The sequence below is a fragment of the Azospirillum sp. B510 genome, from assembly GCF_000010725.1.
Classification (GTDB): domain Bacteria; phylum Pseudomonadota; class Alphaproteobacteria; order Azospirillales; family Azospirillaceae; genus Azospirillum; species Azospirillum lipoferum_B.
Genome location: NC_013857.1, coordinates 81,444 through 108,142, shown reverse-complemented (window position 1 = coordinate 108,142; position 26,699 = coordinate 81,444). Strand labels below are relative to the sequence as shown.

At 68.5% G+C, this 26,699-nt stretch carries 25 protein-coding genes; 5 read left to right on the top strand and 20 right to left on the bottom strand.

The genetic code is table 11. From position 1 onward, the window contains the following. Nucleotide 1 precedes the first annotated feature (1 nt). Complete coding sequence (gene gcvA / locus AZL_RS25005; RefSeq protein ID WP_012977208.1) at nt 2-895, bottom strand: transcriptional regulator GcvA; 894 nt, start codon at nt 893-895, stop codon at nt 2-4. Between the two features lie 128 nt (nt 896-1,023). On the opposite strand from gcvA, the gene AZL_RS25000 reads away from it, so the two are divergent. Both AZL_RS25000 and AZL_RS24995 read left to right on the top strand, forming a co-directional pair. Next, nucleotides 1,024-2,682 (top strand): thiamine pyrophosphate-binding protein, encoded by a 1,659-nt coding sequence (locus tag AZL_RS25000; RefSeq protein WP_012977207.1) that lies wholly within the window; start codon nt 1,024-1,026, stop codon nt 2,680-2,682. A 67-nt stretch (nt 2,683-2,749) separates the two neighbouring features. After that, nucleotides 2,750-4,246 carry an L-piperidine-6-carboxylate dehydrogenase gene (locus AZL_RS24995; protein ID WP_012977206.1) on the top strand — a complete coding sequence of 499 codons (1,497 nt, stop codon included), beginning with the start codon at nt 2,750-2,752 and terminating at the stop codon, nt 4,244-4,246. A gap of 69 nt (nt 4,247-4,315) precedes the next feature. Here AZL_RS24995 and AZL_RS24990 read toward each other — a convergent pair whose 3' ends face one another. The 18 genes from AZL_RS24990 to AZL_RS24905 all read right to left on the bottom strand — a co-directional run bounded on the left by AZL_RS24990 (nt 4,316) and on the right by AZL_RS24905 (nt 21,697). Further along, nucleotides 4,316-5,182, bottom strand: a complete 867-nt coding sequence (locus AZL_RS24990) for a F0F1 ATP synthase subunit gamma (protein ID WP_012977205.1) — start codon at nt 5,180-5,182, stop codon at nt 4,316-4,318. Then, nucleotides 5,179-7,458, bottom strand: coding sequence for a F0F1 ATP synthase subunit alpha (locus AZL_RS37705; RefSeq protein WP_012977204.1), 2,280 nt, complete (start codon nt 7,456-7,458; stop codon nt 5,179-5,181). Before AZL_RS37705 ends, AZL_RS24990 begins: the two co-directional genes overlap by 4 nt. Before the next feature lie 23 nt (nt 7,459-7,481). Next, on the bottom strand, nt 7,482-7,721 hold the full coding sequence (locus tag AZL_RS24980; RefSeq protein ID WP_012977203.1) for a F0F1 ATP synthase subunit C: 240 nt from the start codon (nt 7,719-7,721) through the stop codon (nt 7,482-7,484). A 5-nt stretch (nt 7,722-7,726) separates the two neighbouring features. Further along, nucleotides 7,727-8,401, bottom strand: a complete 675-nt coding sequence (locus AZL_RS24975) for a F0F1 ATP synthase subunit A (RefSeq protein ID WP_012977202.1) — start codon at nt 8,399-8,401, stop codon at nt 7,727-7,729. A gap of 7 nt (nt 8,402-8,408) precedes the next feature. Then, nucleotides 8,409-8,699 carry an ATP synthase subunit I gene (locus AZL_RS24970; RefSeq protein WP_247894483.1) on the bottom strand — a complete coding sequence of 97 codons (291 nt, stop codon included), beginning with the start codon at nt 8,697-8,699 and terminating at the stop codon, nt 8,409-8,411. A gap of 1 nt (nt 8,700) precedes the next feature. Beyond that, the gene (locus tag AZL_RS24965; RefSeq protein WP_012977200.1) at nt 8,701-8,979 is read right to left on the bottom strand and encodes an AtpZ/AtpI family protein; all 279 of its coding nucleotides are present in this window, start codon (nt 8,977-8,979) and stop codon (nt 8,701-8,703) included. Beyond that, nucleotides 8,976-9,494, bottom strand: a complete 519-nt coding sequence (locus AZL_RS24960; RefSeq protein ID WP_012977199.1) for a F0F1 ATP synthase subunit epsilon — start codon at nt 9,492-9,494, stop codon at nt 8,976-8,978. The genes AZL_RS24965 and AZL_RS24960 overlap by 4 nt, the downstream gene beginning before the upstream one ends. Then, complete coding sequence (gene atpD / locus AZL_RS24955; protein WP_012977198.1) at nt 9,491-10,954, bottom strand: F0F1 ATP synthase subunit beta; 1,464 nt, start codon at nt 10,952-10,954, stop codon at nt 9,491-9,493. The genes AZL_RS24960 and atpD overlap by 4 nt, the downstream gene beginning before the upstream one ends. A 367-nt stretch (nt 10,955-11,321) precedes the next feature. Further along, nucleotides 11,322-12,353, bottom strand: a complete 1,032-nt coding sequence (locus AZL_RS24950) for an agmatine deiminase family protein (RefSeq protein WP_012977197.1) — start codon at nt 12,351-12,353, stop codon at nt 11,322-11,324. Nucleotides 12,354-12,889: 536 nt separating this feature from the next. Beyond that, nucleotides 12,890-13,723 carry an ABC transporter permease subunit gene (locus AZL_RS24945; RefSeq protein WP_012977196.1) on the bottom strand — a complete coding sequence of 278 codons (834 nt, stop codon included), beginning with the start codon at nt 13,721-13,723 and terminating at the stop codon, nt 12,890-12,892. After that, a complete protein-coding gene (locus AZL_RS24940; protein ID WP_012977195.1) occupies nt 13,720-14,664 on the bottom strand; it encodes an ABC transporter permease subunit in 945 nt (314 codons plus the stop codon). Before AZL_RS24940 ends, AZL_RS24945 begins: the two co-directional genes overlap by 4 nt. Next, nucleotides 14,661-15,824 carry an ABC transporter ATP-binding protein gene (locus tag AZL_RS24935; protein ID WP_012977194.1) on the bottom strand — a complete coding sequence of 388 codons (1,164 nt, stop codon included), beginning with the start codon at nt 15,822-15,824 and terminating at the stop codon, nt 14,661-14,663. Before AZL_RS24935 ends, AZL_RS24940 begins: the two co-directional genes overlap by 4 nt. A 112-nt stretch (nt 15,825-15,936) precedes the next feature. Next, nucleotides 15,937-17,034 (bottom strand): extracellular solute-binding protein, encoded by a 1,098-nt coding sequence (locus tag AZL_RS24930; RefSeq protein ID WP_012977193.1) that lies wholly within the window; start codon nt 17,032-17,034, stop codon nt 15,937-15,939. A gap of 232 nt (nt 17,035-17,266) precedes the next feature. Continuing rightward, nucleotides 17,267-18,817: a GDL motif peptide-associated radical SAM/SPASM maturase gene (locus tag AZL_RS24925; protein WP_012977192.1), complete on the bottom strand. Its 1,551-nt coding sequence runs from the start codon at nt 18,815-18,817 to the stop codon at nt 17,267-17,269. A gap of 144 nt (nt 18,818-18,961) precedes the next feature. Beyond that, complete coding sequence (locus tag AZL_RS24920) at nt 18,962-19,159, bottom strand: DUF1843 domain-containing protein (protein WP_042445598.1); 198 nt, start codon at nt 19,157-19,159, stop codon at nt 18,962-18,964. Nucleotides 19,160-19,204: 45 nt separating this feature from the next. Continuing rightward, a complete protein-coding gene (locus tag AZL_RS24915) occupies nt 19,205-19,417 on the bottom strand; it encodes a DUF1843 domain-containing protein (protein ID WP_042445596.1) in 213 nt (70 codons plus the stop codon). A gap of 573 nt (nt 19,418-19,990) precedes the next feature. Further along, nucleotides 19,991-20,797, bottom strand: coding sequence for an amino acid ABC transporter permease (locus tag AZL_RS24910; protein ID WP_173380522.1), 807 nt, complete (start codon nt 20,795-20,797; stop codon nt 19,991-19,993). Nucleotides 20,798-20,869: 72 nt separating this feature from the next. Then, complete coding sequence (locus tag AZL_RS24905) at nt 20,870-21,697, bottom strand: transporter substrate-binding domain-containing protein (protein ID WP_012977190.1); 828 nt, start codon at nt 21,695-21,697, stop codon at nt 20,870-20,872. Nucleotides 21,698-21,823: 126 nt separating this feature from the next. Between AZL_RS24905 and AZL_RS24900 the strand changes: the two genes are divergently transcribed. Next, nucleotides 21,824-22,747: a homocysteine S-methyltransferase family protein gene (locus AZL_RS24900; protein ID WP_012977189.1), complete on the top strand. Its 924-nt coding sequence runs from the start codon at nt 21,824-21,826 to the stop codon at nt 22,745-22,747. 56 nt (nt 22,748-22,803) lie between these two features. Here AZL_RS24900 and AZL_RS24895 read toward each other — a convergent pair whose 3' ends face one another. Then, nucleotides 22,804-24,147 (bottom strand): glutamine synthetase family protein, encoded by a 1,344-nt coding sequence (locus AZL_RS24895; protein WP_012977188.1) that lies wholly within the window; start codon nt 24,145-24,147, stop codon nt 22,804-22,806. Between the two features lie 167 nt (nt 24,148-24,314). Between AZL_RS24895 and AZL_RS24890 the strand changes: the two genes are divergently transcribed. Both AZL_RS24890 and AZL_RS24885 read left to right on the top strand, forming a co-directional pair. Continuing rightward, nucleotides 24,315-25,595 carry an NAD(P)/FAD-dependent oxidoreductase gene (locus AZL_RS24890; protein WP_012977187.1) on the top strand — a complete coding sequence of 427 codons (1,281 nt, stop codon included), beginning with the start codon at nt 24,315-24,317 and terminating at the stop codon, nt 25,593-25,595. 69 nt (nt 25,596-25,664) lie between these two features. Then, the gene (locus tag AZL_RS24885) at nt 25,665-26,699 is read left to right on the top strand and encodes a hypothetical protein (RefSeq protein ID WP_012977186.1); all 1,035 of its coding nucleotides are present in this window, start codon (nt 25,665-25,667) and stop codon (nt 26,697-26,699) included.

Sequence of the window (26,699 nt, the reverse complement as noted above, 5' to 3'; positions counted from 1 at the left end):
GTCAGCCTCCCCGCGCCTCCGCCAGAAGCCATTGGCGGAAGGCGGCGAAGGGCGGGTGGTTGGCCTTGCCGCGCGGATGGACGAGATGATAGGCCCGCGCGCTGCGGTGGGGCCGGTCCATCGCCGGGACCAGGGCGCCGTCGGCCAGCTCGCCGCGGACCAGCAGGGTCGGCAGCAGGGCGACGCCAAGGCCGGCCTCCGCCGCCTGGGCGGTGGTGGCGAACTGTTCGAACACCATGCCGGCGCCGGGCCGCGGGGCCAGCCCCTGGGCGGCCAGCCATTCGTTCCAGGCGTCGGCCCGCGTGCTGGTGTGCAGCAGCGGCAGCGACAGCAGGTCGGCCGGCTCCGCCACCGGATGCGCCGCGAGGAAGGCGGGGGAGCAGACCGGCAGCACCTCCTCGTCCAGCAGATGATCGCACACGGCGTCGGGCCAGTCGCCGAAACCGTAATGGATCGCCGCGTCCAGGTCGTGCAGGCGGAAATCGAAGGGCGCCAGCTTGGTGGTGAAGTGGATCGTCACCTGGGGGTGGGCCGACTGGAAGGCCGGCAGGCGCGGCACCAGCCAGCGCGTGCCGAAGGTCGGCAGGATGGCGAGGTTCAGCACGCCGCCCTTGGGTGCGGCGATGGTCCGCACGGTGGCCGCCGCGATCTGGCGCAGCGCGTCGCGGATCGGATCGGCATAGAGCGCCCCGGTCGGGGTCAGCGTCACCCGCTGGCCCTTGCGGATGAACAGCGCGGTGCCGATCTGGTCCTCCAGCGCCTTGATCTGCCGGCTGACCGCCCCTTGCGTCAGCGACAGCTCCGCCGCCGCCGCGGTGAAGCTGCCGGTGCGGGCCGCCGCCTCGAAGGCGGTCAGCATGCTCATCGAGGGAAGAAGACGGCGCTGCAAATCCATGACCGCTTCATTACCAAAGCTCATGACCGGTGGAAAGAAAGTCGTTTGCGCTCTGGCGCGCGGCGCGGCACCGTCGGTATCCTGGAGATTCGGAATAATTCCCATAGGCTGGGCGGGGCGGCATCGCGATGAAGACCGGTGGTCAATTGATCGTCGAAGCGCTGGAGGCGCAGGGCGTGCGGCGGGTGTTCGGCGTGCCGGGCGAGAGCTATCTCGCCGTGCTGGACGCCCTGCATGACAGCCCGATCGAGATGGTGGTCTGCCGCCACGAGGGCGGTGCGGCGATGATGGCGGAGGCCCAGGCCAAGCTGACCGGCCGCCCCGGCGTCTGCCTCGTCACCCGCGGCCCCGGCGCCACCAACGCCGCTTCGGGCATCCATGTCGCCCAGCAGGACGAGACTCCGCTGGTCGTGCTGGTCGGCCAGATCGAGCGCGGTATGCGTGGCCGCGACGCCTTCCAGGAGGTCGATTACGGCAAGCTGTTCGGCGGCATGTGCAAATGGGTCGCCGAGATCGACAGCGCCGACCGCGTGGCTGAAATGATCTCCCGCGCCTTCCACACCGCAATGGCCGGCCGCCCCGGCCCGGTGGTGCTGGCCCTGCCGGAAGACACGCTGACCGAGATCGCCGACGCCGGCATCGCCCCGCGCGCCATGCCGGTGGAAAGCGCCCCCACACCGTCCCAGGTCGCGGCCTTCGGCGAGTTGCTGGGCAAGGCGGAACGACCGCTGCTGGTCGTCGGCGGCTCGCGCTGGACGGCGGACTCCGTCGCGGCGCTGCAAGGCTTCGCCGAGAGGCTGGCGATGCCGGTGGCGGTGACCTTCCGCCGCCAGATGCTGTTCGACCATTGCCACCCGCTCTATGCCGGCGACATCGGGCTGGGCATCAACCCGAAGCTGGCGGCGCTGGTCAAGGACAGCGACCTGCTGATCCTGCTGGGCGACCGTTTCTCAGAAGTGCCGTCGCAGGGCTACGGACTGCTGGGCATCCCCGATCCGGACAGGATGGTCGTCCACATCCATGCCGGCGCCGAGGAGATCGGCCGCGTCTATCGCCCGACGCTGGGCATGGTCGCCACGCCGGCCGGCTTCCTCGACGCGATGGCCGCTCTCGCCGTGACGGCCAAGCCCGGCTGGGCCGCCCGCGCCGAGACGGCGCATGCCGCCTATCTGGCCTGGAGCACCCCGCCGGACGCCGGTCCCGGCGAGGTTCGGATGGGCCCGATCATGGCCTGGCTGGACGAACGGCTGGAACCGGACGCCATCTTCACCAACGGCGCCGGCAACTACGCCACCTGGATTCACCGGTTCCACCGCTTCCGCCAGTTCGGCACCCAGGTGGCGCCGGCCTGCGGCTCGATGGGCTACGGCCTGCCCGCCGCCATCGCCGCCAAGCTTCAGCACCGCACCCGCGACGTGCTGTGCTTCGCCGGCGACGGCTGCTTCCAGATGACCGGGCTGGAGTTCGGCACCGCCGTGCAGGAGGGCGCCGCCGTCATCGTGCTGGTGGTCGACAACGGCATGTACGGCACCATCCGCATGCATCAGGAGCGCGAATATCCCGGCCGCGTCTCCGCCACCATGCTGAAAAATCCGGATTTCGCCGCCTTCGCCCGCGCCTATGGCGGCCATGGCGAGACGGTGGAGACCACCGACCAGTTCGCCCCGGCCTTCGAGCGCGCCCGCGCGTCGGGCCTGCCGGCGATCATCCACATCAAGCTCGACCCGGAAGCCCTGACCCCGACCCGGACCCTGTCCGAGATCCGCGCGGCGGGAAAGGGGACGTGATTCAACTCCCCCACCCCTCAAGTCCCCTGAGAGGGGGAATTCTATACAGACCCAAGGAGCCACCCCGGTGCAGCACAGCGACATCCTCTCCCGTTTCGGCCTGACCTCCAGCGGAGCCGGGCTCACCGCCCGTTCGCCGGTGGATGGCGCCACGCTCGCCACGGTGGCGGAGACCGCGCCGTCGCAGGTGTCGGACATCGTCGCCAACGCCGCCCGCGCCTTCGAGGCGTGGCGTTCCGTGCCGGCCCCGCGCCGCGGCGAGCTGGTCCGCCTGCTGGGCGAGGAGCTGCGCGCCGCCAAGGAGGATCTCGGCCGTCTGGTCTCGCTGGAAGCCGGCAAGATCTACCAGGAGGGCCTGGGCGAGGTTCAGGAGATGATCGACATCTGCGACTTCGCCGTCGGCCTGTCGCGCCAGCTCTACGGCCTGACCATCGCGTCGGAGCGTCCGGGCCATTCCATGCGCGAGACCTGGCACCCGGCCGGCCCCTGCCTCGTCATCTCCGCCTTCAACTTCCCGGTGGCGGTGTGGTCGTGGAACGCGGCGCTGGCCCTGGTCTGCGGCGATCCGGTGGTCTGGAAACCGTCGGAAAAGACCCCGCTGACCGCGGCCGCCTGCCAGGTGATCTTCGAGCGCGCCGCCGCCCGCTTCTGCGACGCGCCGGCCAACCTGTCCCAGCTGGCCCAGGGCGGGCGTGAGATCGGCGAGGCGCTGGTCGCCCATCCCGGCTTCCCGATCGTCTCGGCCACCGGCTCCACCCGCATGGGCCGCGAGGTCTCCAAAATGGTGGCGGAGCGCTTCGGCCGCTCGATCCTGGAGCTGGGCGGCAACAACGCCATGATCGTGGCGCCGTCCGCCGATCTCGACATGGCGCTGCGCGCCATCCTGTTCTCCGCCGTCGGCACCTGCGGCCAGCGCTGCACCACGCTGCGCCGGCTGATCGTCCACCGCTCGGTCAAGGACCAGCTGCTGCCGCGCCTGAAGGCGGCCTACGCCTCCGTTCCGATCGGCAGCCCGCTGGAGTCCGGCGTGCTGATGGGTCCGCTGGTCGATGCCGACGCCTTCAAGGCGATGCGGCGCGCCATCGAGGCCGCGAAGGCCGAGGGCGGCACCGTCACCGGCGGCGAGCGCACGCTGACCGACCGCTTCCCCAACGCCTATTACGTCACCCCGGCCATCGTCGAGATGCCGGCCCAGACCGAGGTGGTCCGGCACGAGACCTTCGCGCCGATCCTCTATGTCCTGACCTACGACACGCTGGACGAGGCCATCGCGCTTCAGAACGCGGTGCCGCAGGGCCTGTCCTCCTGCATCTTCTCAACCGACGTCCGCGAGACGGAGCGCTTCCTGTCGGCCGCCGGGTCCGATTGCGGCATCGCCAACGTCAATATCGGCCCCAGCGGCGCCGAGATCGGCGGCGCCTTCGGCGGCGAGAAGGAGACCGGCGGCGGCCGCGAATCCGGCTCCGACGCCTGGAAGGCCTATATGCGCCGCCAGACCGCGACGGTGAACTATTCCTCCGCGCTGCCGCTGGCCCAGGGCATCAAGTTCGAAATCGCCGGCTGACGCCGGTTCTTGTCCCCCGGCCATCCCGTCTCCTCCGGGAGAAGGGATGGCCGGGACCTCCCGCGAAACTCACCCCATCGCCTCGGCGCCGGACACCAGTTCGAGCAGCTCCGTCGTGACCTGTTCCTGGCGCAGATGGCGGGCGGTCGCGGTCAGCTCGTCCAGCGTGGTTTCGATGTTGTGGCGGGCCGTCATCATGGTGGACAGCCGGGCGGCATTCTCCGCCGCGAAGCTCTCCATCGCGGCGTCGGCCAGCAGGGCGAAGACATATTCGTCCACCAGCCGGACGATCAGGTCGCGCGCCGGCATGTTGACCAACGGCGGCACCGGCCGCCTGCCGTCGCCGAAACGATCCTGTGGCAGATCAAGCGGCAGCAGAAGGCGGCGCGTCAGCTCCGGCGGCGCACCGGCGTTGGTCCGGCCATACAGCAACTCCACCCGCCCCAGCCGCCCGGCCGCGGCGGCCTCATAGAGCGCCCCGGCGATGCGCCGCGCGGTGACGGTGACGGCATCGGTGTTGGTCGCCATCGCCGTCGACCAGACCGGCGCCCTGCCGCGCTCCTCCAGCAGGGCGGCGCCGCGCCGCCCCACCACCCACAGCGCGCAGTCCGGCGGCGCGGCCAGGGCGGCCTCGGCCAGCCGCTCGGCGAAGCCGCCGACGAAGCCATGCTCCGGCGCGAACAGCACCCAGGCGCACCGACCATGGCCGTTGACGGGCCACGGCACCGGCGCATCACGGCTTGCCGCACCGTCCAGCAAATCCACCGCCTGGGCCAGCGCCCCGGCGATCACCCCGGCATAGGCGCGGGTGCCGGCCAGCGTGCCCAAGGCCTGCTGCAACCGCATGGCGGCGAGCGAGCGCATCACGTCGGTCACCGCCCCCAGATCCCGCACGCTGGCCCGCCGCGCCTCGACCTCGGTCAGCCGCTCCGTCATGGCGCCTCCCCGCCGAGGCCGGCCGCCGCCTGGGCGATCAGGTCGCGCAACGCCGTCTTGGTGGCATCGTCCAGGGCCTCGGCGATCCGGGGCGGATGGGCCGCGCTCAACGCGCCCAAAGCCGCCTGGAAGCGTGGAATCGCCTCCAGCGGCAAAGCGTCCAGCGCGCCGTCGGCCAGCGCCAGCAGTTGCGCCGCCTGGACCGCCAGCGGGCGGGGCGCCAGATGCCGTTGGGCCAGCAGCGCCCGCATGCGCTGGCCATGCGCCACCGCCTTGCGCGTCCGCTCGTCCACCAGCCCGCCGAAGCGGGTGAACACCTCCAGCTCCAGGAACTGGGCGTAATCGAGCCGCAACGGTTCGGCCAGGGCCCGCAGCGCCGGCGGCTGGGCCTTGCCGCCGACGCGCGACACGCTGCGGCCGATATCGACCGCCGGCTTCCGCCCCTCGTGGAACAGCTTGGCGTCCAGGCAGACCTGCCCGTCGGTGATCGAGATCAGGTTGGTCGGGATATAGGCCGACAGGTTGCCGCCCTGGGTCTCGGCGATCGGCAGGGCGGTCAGCGACCCGCCGCCCCTGGCGGGGCCGAGCTTGGCCGCGCGTTCCAGCAACCGGCTGTGCAGATAGAAGACATCGCCGGGATAGGCCTCCCGCCCCGGTGGACGGCGCAGCAGAAGCGAGAGCTGGCGATGGACCGCCGCATGCTTGGTCAGGTCATCGACGATGACCAGCGCGTGCCGGCCGCTGTCGCGGAAATGCTCGGCCATGGTGAAGCCGGCATAGGGCGCCAGCCATTGCAGGCCGGGAGCGGAATCGGCGGCGGCGACGACGAACAGGGTTCGCGCCGCGGCCCCGCCCTGGCGCACCGCCTCGATCGCCGCGCGCACACCCGACGCCTTCTGTCCGATGGCGACATAGACGCAGAAAACATCCCCATCGGCCTGGTTGAGGATGGCGTCCAGCGCGATGGCGGTCTTGCCGGTGGCACGGTCGCCGATCAGCAGCTCGCGCTGGCCGCGGCCGAGCGGGAACATGGCGTCGATCACGGCGGTGCCGGTCAGCAGCGGTTCCGACACCGCCGCGCGCTCGGCGATGGTCGGGGCCGGGCGCTCCACCGGCTCCCAGCGCTCGGCCTCCACCGGCGGGCCGTCGTCCAGCGGGGTGCCGAGCGGGTCGATCACCCGCCCCATCAGCCGGTCGCCGACCGGCACCCGCAGCACCGTCCCGGTACCATGGACGATACCGCCGGCCGCCACCGCCGCGCCATCGCCGAGCAGGACGCAGCCGATCCGGTCGTCGAGATCCATGGCGAGCCCGGCGACGCCGCCGGGAAACAGCAGCAGCTCATCGACCCGGACATCGGGCAGGCCGGAGACATGGGCGATGCCGTCGCCCACCGACTCCACCCGCCCGACCGATTCCAGCCGAGCGCCGCCCTCCAGCCCCTCCAGCCGGGTCAAGGCGCCCGGCATCCAGGCGGCGAGCGCCTGCTCAAGCGAGGGCCCGGCATCGTGCTTTTCAGCATCCTGCTTTTCGGACTCATCACGGCTCATCTCCTCCCTCGCCTCGGCCAGCGTCTGCTTCCAGCTGCGGCGGACGACCGCATGGGCGAAATGCAGCTCCACCCCGGCGATCAGCGACGGATCCTCGACCGGCTCCAGCGCCACCGGACAGCCAAGCGCCGCCGCCAGCCGGTCGCGCGCCCGCGCCATGTCCTCTTCCGGTAGCGGTCCCGCCACGGTGAGCCGCACCGGCACCGGATCGCTTCCGTCGACCAGCGCGTCGCGCCGGGGACCGGCCAATGCCTCCACCGCCGCGCAGGCCTCCGCAAGCAACGGACCGGTCAGCGCGGCGGCCGGCGCGGCGCGTAACAGCCGCGCTGCCAGCCGGGTGCCAAGCTCGGCCACGTGGCGTCGCAAGGCGTCCAGCGCCTGCGCCCGCTCCTCCGCCAGCCGGGCGCGGGCCTCCTCCATCGCCTGGCCGGCCTCGGCCCGCGCCTTGTCGAGCAGGGCGGCGCCCTCGGCCTCCGCCTCGGCACGGGCGGCGGCGATCAGCCGGTCGCGCTCGGCCGGCAGGGCGGCGCGCTGCGCCTCCAGCCCCCGCCGATCCGCCTCGGCGGCCTTGCGCGCGGCCTCCGCCTCGCTGCGGACACGCTCGGTCGCGGCCTGACGCTCGGCGATCACCGCCAGAACCGGGCGGTAGAGAAAGCGGCGCAACAGCCAGACCAGGATCAGGAAATTGACCGCCTGGAGAAGCAGCGTCCAACCGTCGATGCGCATGACGGACCTCGGGGTTGCCGCGATCAGGCGAACGGGTTGGCGAACAGCAGGAGCAGGGCGACGACCAGACAATAGATCGCCATGGTCTCGATCATCGCCAGACCGACGAACAGGGTGCGCGACAGGGTGTTGGCGGCTTCCGGCTGGCGGGCGATGGCCTCCATCGCGGCGGCGACCGCGCGCCCTTCCGCCAGGGCCGGGCCGATGGCGCCGACCGACACCGCCAGTGCCGCGCCCAGGATGCTGATGGCATGGACGTCCATGATTCCTACCCCTTCTCGATTGTTCCGACGGCGCCGCCGATGAAGACCGCGGCCAGCACCGTGAAGATGTACGCCTGGACAAGGCCCAGCAGCGCCTCCAGCGCCATCAGCGGCACCGGGACGAACAGCCCGGCCAGCGACAGCACGATGGCGATGACGAATTCCCCGCTCATCACATTGCCGAACAGGCGGATCGACAGCGAGAAGGCGCGGGTCAGCTCCGACAGCAGGTTCAACGGCAGCAGCAGCGGTGTCGGATGGGCGAAGCCCTTCAGATAGGCCCACAGGCCGCGCCGGCGGATGCCCAGCGCCTGCGAGGCCAACAGCACGACCAACGCCAGCGCCGCCGCCGTCTCCAGGAAGGCGGTCGGCGCCTTCATCCCCGGCACCAGCCCCGACAGGTTGGCGACCGCCAGATAGAGGAACAGCGTGCCGAGCAGCGGCAGGAAGGGCGTGGCGTCGGTCTGCATCGTCTCGGCGACCTGCCGGCGCAGCGTCTCCACCACCAGCTCCAGCACGGTCTGCACCGGGCCGGGCCGCTCAACCCGCAGCCGCCGGGTGGCGATAGCCGAGCCGAACGCCATCGCCGCCATCAGCCCCCAGGTGACGACGACCGGCAGCGTGACCGGGACCGGTCCCACCAGGAAAACCACCGGAGTCGTCAGCGGAGAGTCGGTCATGGCGCGCTCACCCCCATCCCACCCGCGCCCGACGTTCGCGGCGGACCACGACGCTGCGGGCCAGTTGGAAACCGGCCAGCATCGCCAGCAGCACCGCCGCCCCGCCCCAGATCGCGGCCATGGTGAAGGCGGCGGTGGCGCCGAACAGACGCAGCAGATAGAGCGGCATCGCCCGGCGGACTCCGCCCGCCACGTAGAGCCGCGCCGTCGCCGCCAGCCCGCGGAAGAACAACGCGCCAAAGGCCAGACCGGCCAGCGCCCCGGCAAGGATGGGGAGAAGAATGGGGGCGGTCATCATGTCAACGTTCCTGCTCGATTCGTATCCAGGCGAGCCATCCGCCGAGCACCACGCCCGCGAACAGCAGCGCCGCCGTCCAGAAGATTCCACCGCCCGCCCGCTCGTCCAGCCAGCGCCCGGCGAACAGCCCGGCCAGCGTCGGCACGATGACCAGCCAGCCCAGCGCCCCGATCAGGGCGAAGTTGCGGCTCATCGGCCGTTCGCCTTCGCGTTGCCAGCGCTCCCGCCGCTCGCGATGGCGGCGGACGCTGCCGGGAAGCGGGTCCTGCCCGTCGGTCATGACGCCTTCTCCCCGCTGTCCCGGCCGGGACCGAAGGGCCCGCCGGCGCGGCGTTCCGGCCGCAGATAGGCCAGGATGTGGCGGATCGCCGCCAGATGCATGCGGCGCGCACCGGACCGGGCCTCCCCCTCCTCCTCCCGGTCGCGGCGGAAGCGGGCCAGCACGTCGCGTTCCAGCGCGTGCAGATCCTCGCCGGTCACCGCCTCGCGCGTCGCCACCGCGATCCGGGCGCCGTCATGGATGGTCAGCACCCCGCCGCGCACGGCGCAATGCCCGTCCCGCCCCTGGTCATCGCGCCAGCTGATGACGGAGACCGCCAGAGCCGTCAGCAGATCGGCATGGCCCGGCCAGATGCCGAAGGCGCCGCTGGCATCCTCCGCCCGCAGATGGCGGATGCCGGTGAGCCGGGCGACGACCGAAACCGGGGTGGAGATGACGAGCGAAAGCTCCTTCGCCTGCTTTGATCCCCTCTCTCCCCGAGGGGGAGAGGGGAAAACTGACGGTTCGGCGCTCATGCCCGCCTCCCGGCGCGGTCGCGCTCGCGGGCCTGATCCAGGGTGCCGGTCATGAAGAAGGCGCCTTCGGCCCAGCCGTCGCACGCGCCGTCCAGGATGGCCCGGCAGCCCTTCAGCGTTTCGTCCAGCGGCACGCTGACGCCGCCATGACCGGTAAAGGCCTCGGTCACCAGGAAGGGCTGGGTCAGGAAGCGCTGAAGCCGGCGGGCGCGGCCCACCGCCAGCCGGTCGGCGGCGCTCAGCTCCTCCATGCCCAGCAGCGCGATGACATCCTGAAGTTCGCGGTAATGGGCGATGGTGCCGCGCACCTCCTCCGCCAGCCGGTAATGCGCCTCCCCCACCACCAGCGGATCGAGCAGGCTGGAGGTGGAGGACAGCGGGTCCACCGCCGGATAGAGCCCCTCCGCCGCCATGGCGCGCGACAGCACGATGGAGCTGTCGAGATGGCTGAACAGCTCGGCGACCGCCGGATCGGTGAAATCGTCGGCCGGGACATAGACCGCCTGGATCGCCGTCACCACCGCCCCGGCGGTCGAGGCCACCCGCTCCTCAAGCTCGGCGATCTCGCTGGCCAGCGTGGGCTGGTAGCCGACGCGCGACGGCAGCCGGCCGAGCAGCCCGGACACCTCGGCGCCGGCCTGGACGAAGCGGAAGACATTGTCCATCAGCAGCAGCACGTCGCGCCGCGCCTCGTCGCGGAAATGCTCGGCGATGGTCAGCGCGGTCAGCCCGACGCGCCAGCGCGCGCCCGGCGGCTCGTTCATCTGGCCGAAGACCAGCGCGGTGCGGTCGAGCACGCCCGACCGCTTCATCTCCTCCCACAGCTCCTGCCCCTCGCGGGAGCGCTCGCCGATGCCGGCGAAGACGGAGATGCCGCTGTGGCGCTCCACCATCTTGCGGATCAGTTCCATCACCAGCACGGTCTTGCCGACACCGGCGCCGCCGAACATGGCGGCCTTGCCACCGCGGGCCAGCGGGGCCAGAAGATCGATCACCTTGATGCCGGTTTCCATCGGATCGCGGCGCGGGCTGCGCCGGGCCAGCGGCGGCGGGGCGCGGTGGATCGGCGCCCGCGGCGTCCCGTCCGGCAGTTCGGGCCCATCATCCCGCGCCGATCCCATGACGTCGATCAGCCGGCCCAGAACGGCGTCGCCGACCGGAGCGGTCAGCGGGCCGCCGGTGGAGCGGACCGGCGTGCCGCGCCGCAAGCCGGAGGTGCCCTGCATGGCGATGGCGCGGGCCGTTCCGGCGTCGAGATGCGCCTGCACCTCCGCCACCAGCCGTTCCGGGCCGTCCCACAGGATTTCCACCGCGTCGAACAGCGGCGGCAGGGCCGCTTCGGGAAAGCGGATGTCGATGACCGACCCGCGGGCGGCGATCACATGACCGGATCCGGGGGGTGGATCGGCGGGCGGCGGCGGGGCGGATGATCGTATCGGGGCGGATGACTGTGCGGACATGGTCACTCCAGCCGGGCGGGCGGAATGGGAACCGTGCAGGATGGCCGCAGTCACGGCATCGTCAGGCAAATCCTCCCCCACCCGACCTTCCCCCGGCAAGCGGGGGAAGGGGCGCCGGGATGCTCCCTTGGATTTTTCTCAGGGGATTTCCCGCGAGGGATTTTCCTCGGGGGGATAAGTCCTCTGGGGATGTCTCGACCGGGAGCGGCGCCATCGGGGTGGAGGACAATACGTCAACCAGATCGACCACCAGCCCTCAGCATAGTCCCCTTTGCCGCGTTGCGGCATTGCGTCAGATCAAACCCTGACCCTCCGGAATCGCCCGCCCCGGACCCACCCGGTCCGAAGGCGTCGGGACCGATGCCGGTCAGGGAAGCGGCTGCTGCTGGGTGATGCAGTGGATGCCGCCGCCGCCGCGCACGATGTCCAGCGCGGCGATCTGCACGACCTCGCGGTCGGGGAAGGCCTTGCGCACCACGCGGAAGGCCTCGTCGTCGGCCGGATCCTCGAAGGCCGGCATCACGATGCCACCGTTGGCGATGTAGAGATTGGTGTAGGACAGGGTCAGGCGCACCCCGTTCAGGTCGCGGCGGGCGGGCTGCTGGACCGGAATGACCTCCAACTCGCGGCCCTTCGCATCGCGGGCGCGCTTCAGCCGGTCGAGATTGTCCTGGAAGATCTTGAAATTGGGATCGCCCGGATCGTCGGTGGTGATCGCCATCACCACGCCGGGACGCACGAACAGCGCGATCTCGTCGATATGGCCGTCGGTTTCATCGTCCTGATAGCCCTGCCCCAGCCAGATCACCGTCTCGACCCCGAGATGGTCTTTCAGGGTCCGCTCGATCTCCTCCCGCGTCAGGCCGGGATTTCGGTTGGGGTTCAGCAGGCATTGTTCGGTGGTGATCAGCGTCCCTTCCCCGTCGACATGGAAGGATCCGCCCTCCATCACCAGGGGAGCGGCGAAGCGGGGAAGCTTCAGATGGTCGAGGATCAGGCGGCCGACCTGTTGATCCTTCTCGCAGCCGTCATAATTGCCACCCCAGGCGTTGAAGCCCCAATGGACCCCGGCCAGCCCGCCCTTGCCGTCGACGACGAAGCTGGGGCCGGTGTCGCGGATCCAGGAATCGCTGATCGGCAGCGGCAATATCTGGATGCCGGGGCCGCAGGCCAGCGAGGCCTCGGCCACGTCGGCCGGGTCGCACACCATCGTCACCGGTTCGAAACGGGCGATGGCTTGCGCGACCTCGGCATAGGCGTCGCATGCGGCGTCGAAAGCACCCTCCGGCCAGGTTTCCGGCCGGCACGGCCACGCCATCCAGCAACCGCTGTGGCGCGCCCATTCACCGGGCATGTGGAAGCCTTGACCCGTCGGCATCGGGGCGTTCGGTGTCGTCATGCGTCAATCCCTCTTGAATTCTCAAAGTTCCCGGCCCGTCACGGCCGCAGCACGGAAAGCCGATGCGATCGCTTGGGATCGGGACATTTTCCATCCCAACCCACCCTAACCACGGGAGCGCGCGTTTGGCAATCGCGTCCACCGCAGCGGGGACTTGGCCTTATGGCAGAGGAACTTTTGAAAGGGACGCGACGATGCTTCGCGTCGACATGCCGGAAGAGGAGGCCGGCATGCGGTCCGGTCAGCGGCCGGACGGCGGGCGCAGGGCGCGGCGGGCGGTGACCGTACGGTTGGTCGAATAGGCAGTGGAAACGGGACTGAAGAATCCGAGCCTCAACAAGGGGAACCACAGGAGCGCGCGCATGGCACGGCCTCTTTCGCTGTTGACGATGGCCTCACCATAGCAAAAGAAACGGGCAATTGCCATCTGCGGCGGCACAGGTCTGCCAAGCGCGGGCGCATAAGTCGCACCGGACATGGGCGGACCGGCCTGTTTCCATTTCAGGCCGGCCCGCGATGTCCCGGTCAGCCGGTCTTCAACCGTTCTGGATCGCCATCTGCTCGTCGCGTTTGCGCTGACGCTCCTGCCTGGCCATGACGATGCTGGCGACGAAGATGCCGGTCGCCACCACCAGCACCATCAGGGTCGCCAGCGCGTTGATCTGCGGGCTGATGCCGAACTTCACGCTGGAGAAGATCACCATCGGCAGCGTCGTCGAGCCGGGGCCGGAGACGAAGCTCGCCACCACCACGTCGTCCAGCGACAGGGTGAAGGCCAGCAGCCAGCCGGCGACCAGCGCCGGGGCGATCAGCGGCAGGGTGATGACGAAGAACACCTTGGCCGGACGGGCGCCCAGATCCATCGCCGCCTCCTCCAGGCTGCCGTCCATGCCGGCCAGCCGCGACTGGATGACCACCGCGACATAGGACATGGTGAAGGTGGTGTGGGCGATGGTGATGGTGGTGACGCCACGGCCGTCGGGCCAGCCCAGCCATTGCTCCATCGCCACGAACAGCAGCAGGAGCGACAGGCCGGTGATGACCTCCGGCATGACCAGCGGCGCGGTGATCATGCCGCCGAACAGGGTGCGGCCGCGGAAGCGGCCGAACCGGGTCAGCGCCAGCCCGGCGCAGGTGCCGAGCAGCACCGACAGCGTCGCCGACACCGCCGCCACCTGGAAGGACAGGAGAGCCGCCGCCAGCAGCGCCTCGTTGTGGATCAGCTCGGCATACCATTTGGTCGAAAAGCCGCTCCACACCGTGACCAGCCGCGACTCGTTGAAGCTGAAGACGACCAGCAGCACGATGGGGACATAGAGGAAGGCATAGCCGAACAGCAGCGCCCAGGACAGGAATCCGACCCGTTTCATCGTCCGGCCTCCGCCTCTTTGCCCTGCACATGCTGGAAGATCATGATCGGGATCACCAGGACCAGAAGCAGCGCGATCGCCACCGCCGAGGCCACCGGCCAGTCACGGTTGGCGAAGAACTCGTTCCACAGCACGCGGCCGATCATCAGCGTATCGGGGCCGCCCAACAGTTCCGGCGTCACGAACTCGCCCACCGCCGGGATGAAGACCAGCAGCGAGCCGGCGATGATGCCGGGCAGCGACAGCGGCAGCGTCACCGCCAGGAAGGATTTGAACGGACGGCAGCCGAGATCCGCCGCCGCCTCCAGCAATGTCGGGTCCATCTTCTCCAGGGTGGAGTAGAGCGGCAGAACCATGAAGGGCAGATAGCAATAGGTCATGCCGATATAGACCGCCCAGTCGGAATAGAGGATCTCGACCGGGCCGCTGGTCAGGCCGATCCATTCCAGCAGGTTGCTGATGACGCCATTGCCCTTGAGAATGCCGATCCAGGCATAGATGCGGATCAGGAAGCTGGTCCAGAAGGGCAGGATCACCAGCATCATCAACGGCCCGCGCCGCGCCGGATCGGCCTTGGCGATGGCATAGGCCATGGGATAGCCGATGGCCAGGCACAGCAGCGTGGTGACCGCCGCGATCCGCAGCGAGTTCAGGTAGGCGAGGATGTAGAGATCATCGCCGCCCAGCCGGAAATAATTGCTGATGTTCAGCAGGATTTGCAGCTTGGAGGTGCCGGCGTCCTCGTCCCGCAGCCAGTCGACCAGCGAGGAATAGGGCGGCTGGGCGATGATCGATTCGGAGAAGCTGATGCCGAAGACGATCAGGAAGGGCACCAGGAAGAACAGCATCAGCCACAGATAGGGGACGGCGACGACCACGCCGCGACCCCACAGCCCGATCCGGCTGAGGCCGGAAACGAGGATGGCGACGACCGTCCTCATTGGGTCAGCACCACGCCGGCGAAGGGGCGCCAGGTCAGGGTCACCTCGTCCTCCCAGGTGATCGGCATTTCGGTGCGGCGGGTGACGTTGGGGGCGGTGACCCGCACCGTCTTGCCGGTCGGCAGTTCCACCAGATAGATCGACACATCGCCGAGATAGGCGATCTCGCGCACGATGCCGGTGCTGCGGTTGCGGCCGTCACCGCCGGCGGCGTCGCCGGCGACCGGCTCCTTCGACAGGGCGATCTTCTCCGGCCGGATGGCGACCGAGACCGGGGAGCCGGCCGCCGCCGGGGAGGCATGGGCGATCAGCAGCTCGCATCCCACCTCCTCCGACGCGACCAGCACCTGATCGCCTTCGGTGGAGACGACGCGGCCGTCGAACATGTTGATCGACCCGATGAACTCGGCGACGAAGCGGTTGTGCGGATATTCGTAGATCTCGGTCGGCGTGCCCACCTGGGCGATGACGCCATGGTTCATCACGGCGATGCGCGAGGACATCGTCATCGCCTCCTCCTGGTCGTGGGTGACCACGATAAAGGTGACGCCCAGCTTCTCCTGGATGTTGACCAGTTCGAACTGGGTGCGTTCGCGCAGCTTCTTGTCGAGCGCGCCCAGCGGCTCGTCCAGCAGCAGCAGCTTCGGCCGCTTGACCAGCGACCGGGCGAGCGCCACGCGCTGGCGCTGGCCGCCCGACAGCTGGTGCGGACGGCGCTTGCCGAAGGCCGACAGCTGGACCAGCCCCAGCATCTCCGCCACGCGGTCGCGGATCTCCGCCTTGGCCACCCCGTCCTGTTTCAGGCCGAAGGCGACATTCTGCTCCACCGTCATGTGCGGGAACAGGGCGTAGGACTGGAACATCATGTTGACCGGCCGCTCATAGGGCGGGATGCCAGCCATATCGACGCCGTCGATGTAGATCTTGCCCTCGGTCGGCTGCTCGAACCCCGCCAGCATGCGCAGCAGCGTGGTCTTGCCGGACCCGGACCCGCCGAGCAGGGCGAAGAACTCGTTCCGGTAGATCGACAGGCTGACCTCGTCCACCGCGACGAAGTCGCCGAAGGTCTTCGTCACCTTCTCGATGCGGACATAGGGGGTCTGGCCCGCGTCCTGCCACGGTTCCAGGCGGGTGGGCTTGCGAATCGGCTGACCGGCCATCCGGTATCCTCTTTCAAGACGATGCCCCGGCCGCTCCCCATCGCTGGGGACCGGCCGGGGCGGGCCGAAGCTTCAAGATCGACGCCTCAAGATCGGCGCCTCTATGGACGGCTTACTTGCCGGTCTTGACCTTGGTCCACACGCGGGTGCGGGCGCGGTCGGTGGCCTGCTTGATCTGCTTCAGCGAGAACAGCTTCAGCTTGCTGTCGGCCGGCAGGAAGATGCCGGGATTCGACTTGATGTCGTCGGAGACCATCGGCAGCGAGGCCGGCACGGCGTTGGCGTAGCTGACCTTGTTGGAGATGTTCGCCATGTTGGCCGGGTCGAGCACGAAATTGATGTACTCGTAGGCGCCGTCCTTGTTCGGCGCGTCGGCCGGAACCGCCAGCGTGTCCCACCACACCTGCACGCCTTCCTTCGGCGTGATGTAGTCGACCTTGGCGCTCTTGGCCTCGGCGGCGCGGGCGGCACCCTGGATGGCGTCGCCGTTGTAGGCCATGACGACGCAGGCGTCGCCACCGGCCAGGATGTTGATGTTCTCACCGGTGACGAAACGCTTGATGTAGGGGCGGACCGCCATCAGCGTCTTCTCGACCTTGTCCAGATCCTCCTTCTTCTCGGAGTTCGGGTCGAGGCCGAGATAGTTCAGCACCGACGGGATGACGTCGATTGCCGAATCCATCACGGTGATGCCGCAGGCCGCGACCTTCTTCGCCACCTCCGGCTTGAAGATCAGGTCCCAGCTGTCGAGCGCCACGTCGGGGGCGACGGCCTTGATCTTTTCCGGGATGATGGCGATGCCGACGGTCCCGCCGAGATAGGGCACGGCGTACTTGTTGCCGGGATCGGAATTCTCCAGCAGCTTCAGGACCTTCGGGTCGATGTTCTTGTAGTTGGGGATCTTCGACTTGTCGAGCGGACCCACCACCTTGGCCTGGATCAGGCGGGACAGGGTCGGCTCGGCGGTCGGCACGATCACGTCATAGCCGGACTTGCCGACGAGCACCTTCTGCTCCAGCAGCTCCAGGCTGTCATACAGGTCGACCTTCGTCTCAGCGCCGGTGGCCTTGGTGAAGTCGGCGAGGGTCGTTTCACCCAGATAGTCGTTCCAGATGTAGATGTTGACCGGCTTCTTGGCCTGGGCCATCGCCGGGCCGGCGATGGCGACCGCCGCGACCGCGCCGATGAGGCTGAGAGCGAGTTTTTTCATGATTTGCCCCGACCTGTTCGTGAGTGTTGCGGGCGGCGCCGCATCCCGACGGCTTAACCCGGCTCGCGGGCGCTATTGCACCCAGGCCCGGGCATGTTGTCAACGGTCTGGGTCATGGTCGGGGAACGGTTTTCGGAGCGGGGAAGCCACGCCCGTTCAATCCTCTACGCGGGATGCGCCCGATTGGCCGTCCGGTTTCCGCCGTCCGGGCGGCTCCATCGGGGCGGCTCAATCAGGACGCGGGCCCGCCTGCCGGCGCCACGCCCGTCGTCGCGCCCTCCCGCCTCGCCGCCCGCGCCTCGTCCAGCAGGCGCTGGGTCTCGCGGATCAGGGCGCGGCGCCGGGCGCTGTCGATGTCGTGCCGGGCCGCCGCCGCCGCGACATCGGCGCCGCAATGGGGGCATTCGGTCTCATGCGGCCAGATATACTGGTTGCAGGCGCGGCAGAGCGTCAGGCTGGGCGGCACCACGCCGCCCTCGGCGGAGCGTTCGTGGCTGTGGCGATGCACCTTGGCGGGGTCGCGCTCGGGCAGGCCGGGGGAGTCCGCGCCGGGAATCGGTTCGGTGATCAGGGCGAATTCGCCGATGGCGAACGCCTCCTTGGGGGCGTCCTTGATCTTCACCACCCGCTCGCGCAGGCCATGCTTGGCGAGGTCGAGCACCCGGTAATGGCAATAGGGGTTGTTGCCGCGCTTGCCGAGCAGCGATTCCGACGTCCAGGTGCAGCCGGCGCGGCAGGCGTCGGCGTAATAGCAGGTGCGGCAATAGCCCCACAGCTCGTCGACGGAGCGGGTGCGGGCGAAGGCCATGCGGTCGGACAGGCGCCAGATGTCCTCCAGCGTCATATCGCGGACATTGCCGGAGGCGTAGAGCGAGGTCGCCAGCGACGGGCAGCCCTTGATCGTGCCGTCGGCCTCGATGCCGATGCCGGTCTGTCCGGCCGAACAGCCGCTCCAATGCTGCGAATCGTCGCCGAAGCCGCGCCACAGCCGCTCGTACGGCCCGTAATAGCCGACATTGTTGCCCATCACCATCAACAGCCCGCGATCCACCCCCTCGCGGTAGAGCCGGGCCAGCAGCGGCATCACCTCGATCAGCCGGTGCGGCTGGAGGATCAGTTCGGGATTGTCCACCGCATTGCCCATGGCGACGGTGAACTGGATTTGCCAATGGGTGGCCCCGGCCTCGATGATGGCGTCCATGATCGCCGGCAGATGGTCCGGGGTTTCCGGGCCGATCTGGGTGTTGGCCGACACCGCCAGCCCGCGCGCCTTGGCCCGGCGCATGGCGCTGATCGCCTGTTCGTAGGATCCGGGAACGCCGCGGACGCGGTCATGCAGGTCGGGCATGCCGTCGATGGACACGCCGATCGCCTGAAGCCCGGCCTCCGCCGCGGCGTCGATGCGGGCGTCGGTCAGGTTGCGCGCCCCGGTCTGCATCGAGGTGCGCATGCCGTGGCCGCGGCAGCGCCGGACGATCTCGATCCAGTCCTTGCGCAGATAGGCCTCGCCGCCGATCAGCGAAATCTCGCGGGTGCCGAGCGCCGCCAGCCGGTCGACGAGGTCCAGCGCCTCCCCGGTGCTCAGCTCGTCCGGACGGGGACGGCCGGCGCGGGAACCGCAATGCATGCATTTCAGATTGCAGGCGAGCGTGATCTCCCACACCACATGGACGGGAACCAGCCGGCGATAATCCTCGGCATCGCAGAAGCGGGCCGGAACATGATCCTCCGACGTCCCGGACGGCGACCGATCGGGGGCGAGGCTGGGTATCGGCTGGTCCATGATGCCGGTATCCTTAGTCTGCGAACGGGGTCTGCAAGCGGGGACCGCGGGCCGGATCCGCGGGCGGGCGACGCGACGCGGCGATGATGCGGAAGGCCCCGCCCCGCCACCGGAAAGCGGCCGGGCGGGGCGGATCGGCGGCGGTCAGCCGCCGGCGGCTTCGGCCTTGGCGATCTCGACCTTCAGCAGCTGCAGCGCGGTGGGCACGTCGCCATAAGCGGCCAGAACCTCCTCGGCCTGTGACTGTAGCGTCTTCATCTGGGCGAGATCGCCCTTGGCGATGGCGTCGGTGACGGTCGCCATATACATCGGGTAATGCGGGAAATGCAGCTTTTCGGACATTGCGGAACTCTCCTGTTCGGGGGGAAGACGGGATGCTGATCGGTCTCAGGCGGCGGCTTCGGCCTTGGCGATCTCGATCTTCAGCAGCGGCAGCAACCGGGCGATGTCGCCATGCCGGGCCAGATGCTCCTCGGCGGCAGCGGCGACCTGCTTCATCGTCGCGAGGTCGCCGGTGGAGATGGCCTCGACCATGGCCGGGCCATAGGGGCGGACGGACGTCTTGTTCTGGAGTTCGTTGTTCTGCGGCTCGGTGCTCATAAGCGGAAAACTCCTGGAAAGAGGGAGAGTGGCCTTCGCCATGGAGGGCGGCAGCCGGCCGCGACCGCAGGGGCGGAAAATGCCCCTGCGGGACCTGTCGCGGCCGGCAAAGGAAGCCCTTTCCCCGGACAACGGCCTGCTGGCCATCAACCGGGCTGCCTGTCTTCAAAATTGTGTGTGATGGTATTTTTGCTCGCGAATATGCGGTCAGTTATACCGACTGAATATTTTTGGTCAATGCAGGAATCGTGTCATTCTATTTTATATCTGAAATATCATAGGCAAAATGCTGCCATATCCTTGTATTCACCAAGCAACAGACAGATGTGTGCGGATGATTTTGATGCGCTGCAAAATGAAGGTGCCGCGACTGTTGTCACGGCACCTTCATTTTTTACCGATGGTGAGAGCGCTGACTTTATTTTGAAACTTTGAGCTCCGCGCGGTCAACACCAGGCCAAGCACCACCAGCGGCGCTCCGCACCATCGCCCGGCGAAAAGACCTTCAGCACCGGATGGAAGCGGAGCGCGGCCCCGAAGCCCAGGCCACCCGGCAATCGATCGGAACGGTGGTCAGCGCTGATAAGCCCGGCCATAGCGGACCTCGAGCCGGCTTTGCACATGCTCGAAGATCAGCGACAGCATCCAATAGACCACCGCCGCCGTCAGCAGCATCTCGACATAGCGGTAGCTGGAGCGGCCATAGGATTGCGCCAGGAAATTGATCTCCCACAGCCCGGTGACCGAGACCAGCGACGAGTCCTTCAGCATCGCGACGAACTGGGCGCCGGTGGGCGGGATGACGAAACGGGTGGCCTGCGGCAGGATCACCGTCCAGGCGATCTGTCCGCGCGACAGGCCGAGCGCCATGGCGGCCTCACGCTGGCCGGGGGCGACCGACTGCACGCCGGCCCGGAAAATCTCGCTGAGATAGGCGCCGTAATTGAGCGACAGCGCCAGCACGCCGCAAGGCAGCGCCGCCGGAACCGGCCCCAACTGCGGAAGGCCGAGATAAAGCAGCAGCAGCTGCACCATCAGCGGCGTGCCGCGGAAGAAGGAACCATAGAAGGTCGCCACCCCATAGGCGACCGGATTGGTCGACAGCCGCCCGGCGGTGGCCAGCACGCCGATGACGATGCTGAGCGCGATCGACAGCAGGCAGATCAGCAGCGTCAGCGCCGCCCCTTGCAGGAAGCCGCCGGGCGTCAGGCGCAGGCCGAGCAGGAACGGCAGCTTCTCCGCGATCAGCGCGAATTTCAGGTCGAAACTCTGGAAGAACGCCAGAAGCAGAAGCGCCAGCGCCCCCCAGACCACCGCCACCTTGATCCTGAACGCCGCCTGCCGACCAGACCCCAACGCCGCCGCAACACCGTCCGTCATTCCGTCCATCCGCCTGCGCCCCGGCGGCGGCCCCGTTTCCGGGACCATCCGCCAGGATCCGCCATGTTTCCATCAGCCCGTGATGTCGATGCCGATCCAGCGCTTGGAGATGGCCGACAGGGTGCCGTCCGCCTTCAACGCCTCGATGGTCGCCTTCACCTTGGCCGACCATGCCGCATCGCCCTTTTCCACCGCAACCCAATTGGGCTCGGCATAGAGCTTGTCCGAGACGATCTTGAACTGGCCGGTGGCGTCGATGCGCTCCTTGGCGGTGATGTAGTTGGTGATGACCGCGTCCAGCCGCTTGCCGCCGCCGAGGCCGAGATCCTGGAAGGCCACCGTCTCCGTCTCGTACGGCGCCACCGTCACCTTGCCGAAGGGGAAGCTGGGTTGCTGGGCGTCGGGGGCCGTGATCTTCAGCGCGTGCTGGAGATAGGCCTCGTAGGAGGCGCCGGACTGGGCCGCCACCGTCTTGCCGGTGATGTCGCCGATGCCCTTGATCCGCGCCTCGTCCTTATGGACCACCAGGACGGCGGGCGACTCGTAATATTTCACCGGGAAATCGAGAACCTCGGCGCGCTCCGCCGTCGGGGTCATCGAGCAGATGCAGATGTCCCAGCGGCCCCGCCAATTGCCGGCGGCGATCACCTCCCAGGCCGGGGTGTCGATGGACAGCTTGACCCCGAGGCGCTCGGCGAAGGCCTTGGCGACGTCGATGTCGAATCCGACCAGCTCGTTCTTGTCGTTGATGAAGGAGAAGGGCGGATAGTCGTTCAGCAGGACGAGCTTCACCTCGCCCCGCTTGGTCACGCGGTCCAGGATCTCCCCGGCCCACGCCATCGGCGTGGCGGCCTGGATGGCGACGAAGGCGGCGGCGGCGAAGGCGAGTCGTTTCAACATGGAAAACCCTGTACAATATGTGTTATATGACCATTATTCTCCATGTTATTTATATAGATTGTCAACGCCCTTCACTTTCGATTAGGACAATCCCCCAACTCGACACCGGTTGCAACGGAGCATGGAATGACTGAGGAAACGATCATCCTGGATGGCGGCATGGGCCGGGAGCTTCAACGCATCGGCGCGCCGTTCCGCCAGCCGGAATGGTCCGCCCTCGCCCTGATCGAGTCTCCCGACCATGTCCGGCAGGCGCACGAGTCTTTCGCCCGCGCCGGCGCCGACATGCTGACCAGCAACAGCTATGCCGTGGTCCCCTTCCACATCGGCCGCGACCGCTTCGACGCGCAGGGGCTGGCCCTGGCCGACCGCGCCGGCCGGCTCGCCCGGTCGGTGGCGGACGCCCACGGCGTCAAGGCCGCCGGCTCGCTGCCACCGGTGTTCGGCTCCTACCGGCCCGACCTGTTCCTGCCCGAGCAGGTCGACGCCATCCTGCGGGTGCTGGTGGACGGGCTGGCGCCGCATGTCGATGTCTGGCTGGCCGAAACCCAGAGCGCGCTCGACGAGGCGCGGGCGGTGCGCCGCGTGCTGGGGGATGATGCGCGGCCGCTCTGGCTCTCCTTCACCCTCGACGACACCGATGCCGGGGCGGTGGCCGCCGGGCGCAGCGCCCCGGCCCTGCGCTCGGGCGAATCGGTGGCCGACGCGGCGCGGACCGCCGCCGGGCTGGGGGCGCGGGCGCTGCTGTTCAATTGCAGCCAGCCCGAGGTGATGCGGGCCGCCGTCGAGACGGCGCGGGCACAGCCGGAGGCCGCCGCGCTCAGGATCGGCGTTTATGCCAACGCCTTCCCGCCCCAGCCGAAGACGGCGGAGGCCAATGACGGGCTGGACCCGATCCGCGACGACCTCGACCCGGCGAGCTACCTGCGCTGGGCCGAAAGCTGGGTGGAGGCCGGAGCCTCCATCGTCGGCGGCTGCTGCGGCATCGGGCCCGACCACATCGCGGCGCTCGCCGGCCGGCTGACGCCGGGCGGAACCCGCATCGGCTGACGCGATCGAGGCACAGGGCGGCGTGGCGGCGGCATGCCGCCACGCGGCAAGCCCGCTCAGACGTTCAGCAGCAGGTTTTCCCGCTCCCACGAGCTGATGACGCGGTTGTAGGCCTTATATTCCGCCTGCTTCACGCAATCGACGGCGTCGATGAAACGCTCGCCGAGGATTTCCTTCAGCGGCTTGCAGGCGTTGAACTTGCTCAGCGCCTCCGACTGGTGGCGCGGCAGGGTGAAGGCGAGGCGGTAGGCCGAGCCCTTGATCGGATCGTTCGGCTCCAGCCCCTGGGTCATGCCGATATAGCCGCAGGCCAGCGACGCGGCGATGGCGAGATAGGGGTTGGCGTCGGCCCCGGCCACGCGGTTCTCGACCCGGCGGGCGTCGGGCGGCGAGACGGGCACGCGCAGGCCGGTGGTGCGGTTGTCGCGGCCCCAATGGACATTGATCGGCGCGTCGGAGTTCGGGACCAGCCGGCGATAGCTGTTGACGTTGGGCGCCAGCAGCGGCATCGCGTAGGGCAGGTATTTCTGCAACCCGGCGATGTGCGACAGGAACAGCGGGCTGTCGGTGCCGTCCGGGTTGGCGAACAGGTTGCGGCCGCTGTCGGCGTCGACCACCGACTGGTGGATGTGCATGGCGCTGCCGGGTTCGCCCTGCATCGGCTTGGCCATGAAGGTGGCGTAGACCTGATGGCGGATCGCCGCCTCGCGCGCCGTGCGCTTGAACAGGAAGGCCTGGTCGGCCAGTTCCAGCGCGTCGCCATGGTTGAAGTTGATCTCGATCTGGGCGGCGCCGGCCTCGTGGGTCAGCGTGTCGATGTCGATGTCCTGCTTTTCGCAGAAATCATAGACCGCCTCGAAGATCGGGTCGAATTCATTGACGGCGTCGATGCCGAAGGCCTGCCGCCCGCTCTCCATCCGGCCGTTGCGCCCGACCGGCGGAACCAGCGGATAGTCGGGGTCCTTGTTGACCTGGACCAGGAAGAATTCCAGCTCCGGCGCCACCAGCGGCTTCCAGCCGCGCTCCTCGTACAGCGACAGCACCCGCTTCAGGACATGGCGCGGCGAAACATCGACCGGGCGGCCATCAGCATAGACGCAATCGGTGATGACCTGCGCCGTCGGCTCGGTGTACCAGGGAACGAAGCGGATCGTCCGTTCGTCCGGGATCATGTAGATGTCGGAGTTCTCGTCCGAGGTGATGTCCTCGTCATCGGGAAACTCGCCGGTCACGGTCTGGACGAAGATCGCCTCGGGCAGGCGCAGACCGCGGTCGCGCAGGATGCGGAGGAATTTTTCGGCGGGAACGATCTTTCCCCGCGCGATGCCCGACATGTCGGGCACAAGGCATTCGACTTCGGTGATGCGGTTCTTCTTGATGAAGTCTTCCATGAAACCCATGGGTATGGCGGACCGCCCCGAACGATGGCAGCCCCCTCCGTGCTGTGAACGACAGCGACACTATGACGCCGTTCAGGCGGAGCGCGCCAGAGGCTTCAGCATGACGCTTCGGTGAAAACGCCGCCTTTCCGTTGACCTGACCCCATGGCCGGGACTTAACTGCGGCCATGCCGAAAGCCACTTACCTCAACAGCTGGTACGCGGCCTCCGCCGCGCCGCGCATCGACCACCCCGTCCTGGAGGGCGCGATCGCCTGCGACGTCTGCATCGTCGGCGGCGGCTACACCGGCCTGACCACGGCGCTGGAACTGGCCGAGCGCGGCTTCGACGTCGTGTTGCTGGAGGCGGAACGCTGCGGCTGGGGGGCCTCGGGCCGCAACGGCGGCCAAATCATCACCGGCTACAACAAGCCGATGGCGACCGTCGAGGGCTGGGTCGGCAAGGAGGACGCCCGCCGCCTGTGGGCCTTCGGCGAGGAGGCCAAGGCCCAGCTTGCCGAACGCGTCGAACGCCACGCCATCGCCTGCGACCTGACCTGGGGCTTCGCCTACGCCGCGCTGAAGCCGCGCCACATGCAGGACGTGGCGGCGATGGAGCGCGAGATGCGCGAGGGCTACGGCTATGACCGGGTGCGGCGGCTCGACCGCGACGGCATCCGCGCGCATATCGGCAGCGACGCCTATATCGGCGGCCTGCTGGACGAGGGCAGCGGCCATCTGCACCCGCTGAACTACGCGCTCGGCCTCGCCCGCGCCGCCGCCGGCGCCGGGGTTCGCATCTTCGAGAACAGCCGTGCGGTCGCCATCGACAGTGGGGCGGCCCCCTGGGTCCGCACCGAGCGCGGCCGGGTGACGGCGAAGCATCTGATCCTGGCCGGCAACGCCTATCTCGGCGGCGTCATCCCGGCGCTCGACCGCACCATCATGCCGGTGGCGACCTATATGATCGCCACCGAGCCGCTGGGAGAAAAACGAGCGCTCGCTCTGTTGCCGACGAACATCGCCGTATCCGACCTGAAATTCTCGCTGAACTATTTCCGCCGCTCCGCCGACCACCGGCTGCTGTTCGGCGGTGGCGTCAGCTATTCCGGGGTGGACGCGCCGGGGCTGAAACAGGCGATGCGGCTGAAGATGCTGGCGGTCTATCCCGGCCTGAAGGATGCCAGGGTCGAGTATTTCTGGGGCGGGCGGGTCGCCATCACCATGAACCGCATGCCGCATCTGGGCCGGCTGTCGCCGACGACGCTTTACGCCCACGGCTATTCCGGGCATGGCGTGGCGCTTGCCGGCATGGCAGGGCGGCTGATGGCGGAGGCGGTGAGCGGCACCGCCGGGCGCTTCGACGTGTTCGCCCGCCTGCCGCACATCCCCTTCCCCGGCGGGCGGCGGTTCCGCACGCCGGCACTGGTCCTCGCAATGATGTGGTTCCGGCTGCGCGATCTGCTGTAGTCTGCTGAGGCAACCGACGGCCACCCCACCCGATCCCCAACACCCGCCCCCCGAGTCCCGCGCCCGCCCATGACCGACATCTCCAGCAGCGACGAGACCGCCGCCCCTTCGGAAGCCGCTCCGGAGGCCGCCATCGCTGAAAAGGCCGCCCAGGAGAATGTGCTGGTCCAGCCGATGCGGGACACCCATTTCGATTTCAAGCACAAGGTTTTCAGCCTGCCCGGCGCCTTCTTTTGCCAGGAGCCGAACAGCAAGGACGCGGTGCTGAACATCCTGCTGGGCGACCTGAAGGTGGCCCTGGCCTTTCCCACCCTGATGGAGTCCTTCCAGATCGAGGATGGCAGCCACGACGCCCGCCTGCTGGAGGTCATCGAACAGGGGTTGGCCTTCGTGAAGCAGATCAGGCCGGGCGAGGAAATCCCCGGCGAGCTGCTGGACGGCCGGGCCTCCTGGTCGGTGGAGGACAGGCACCGCATCACCGCCAAAGGGCGGCTGACCATGCAGATCGTCTCGTCCTTCACCGGCAACGAGATCATCGTTTCCGACCAGTCGGAGCTTGAGCAGCTGCTGGAGGATCCGCAGACCCAGGAGAAGATGAAGGCGGCCTTCGGCAAGATCGCCGAACGGCTGAAGCTGACCAACAATGCAGAACAATATCTGACCGACCGCATCGACGATCTGGCGCAGGAACTGTCCTACATCGAGGCGCTGCGCGACCGGTTCAAGCATATCCGCCGGATCGACCAGTCGATGGGCAAGCTCGCCACGATCTACCGCACCGACCGCACCTTCTGTAGCGAGCTGAACCGCATGCAGGGGCTGATCCGCAAGCCGGTGCGCGAATATGACATGATCTTCGATCAGGCCGACGCCCAGACCGGCGACATCGTCGGCGCGCTGCGCAACTTCCACCCGACCGTGCAGTTCATCCGCAAGATCCGCGACGACCTGCGCGCCAAGCTGCTGGAATGGGAGGATCTTCTGCGCGGCTGGGACGAGATCGGCATGGAGCGCTCGCCCAAGGTCGAGGCGTTGCAGAAGCAGACCTACCGGTTCCTGGCCAGCCGCTACATCGAGACGACGGTGTGGAAGCGGGGGGGATGA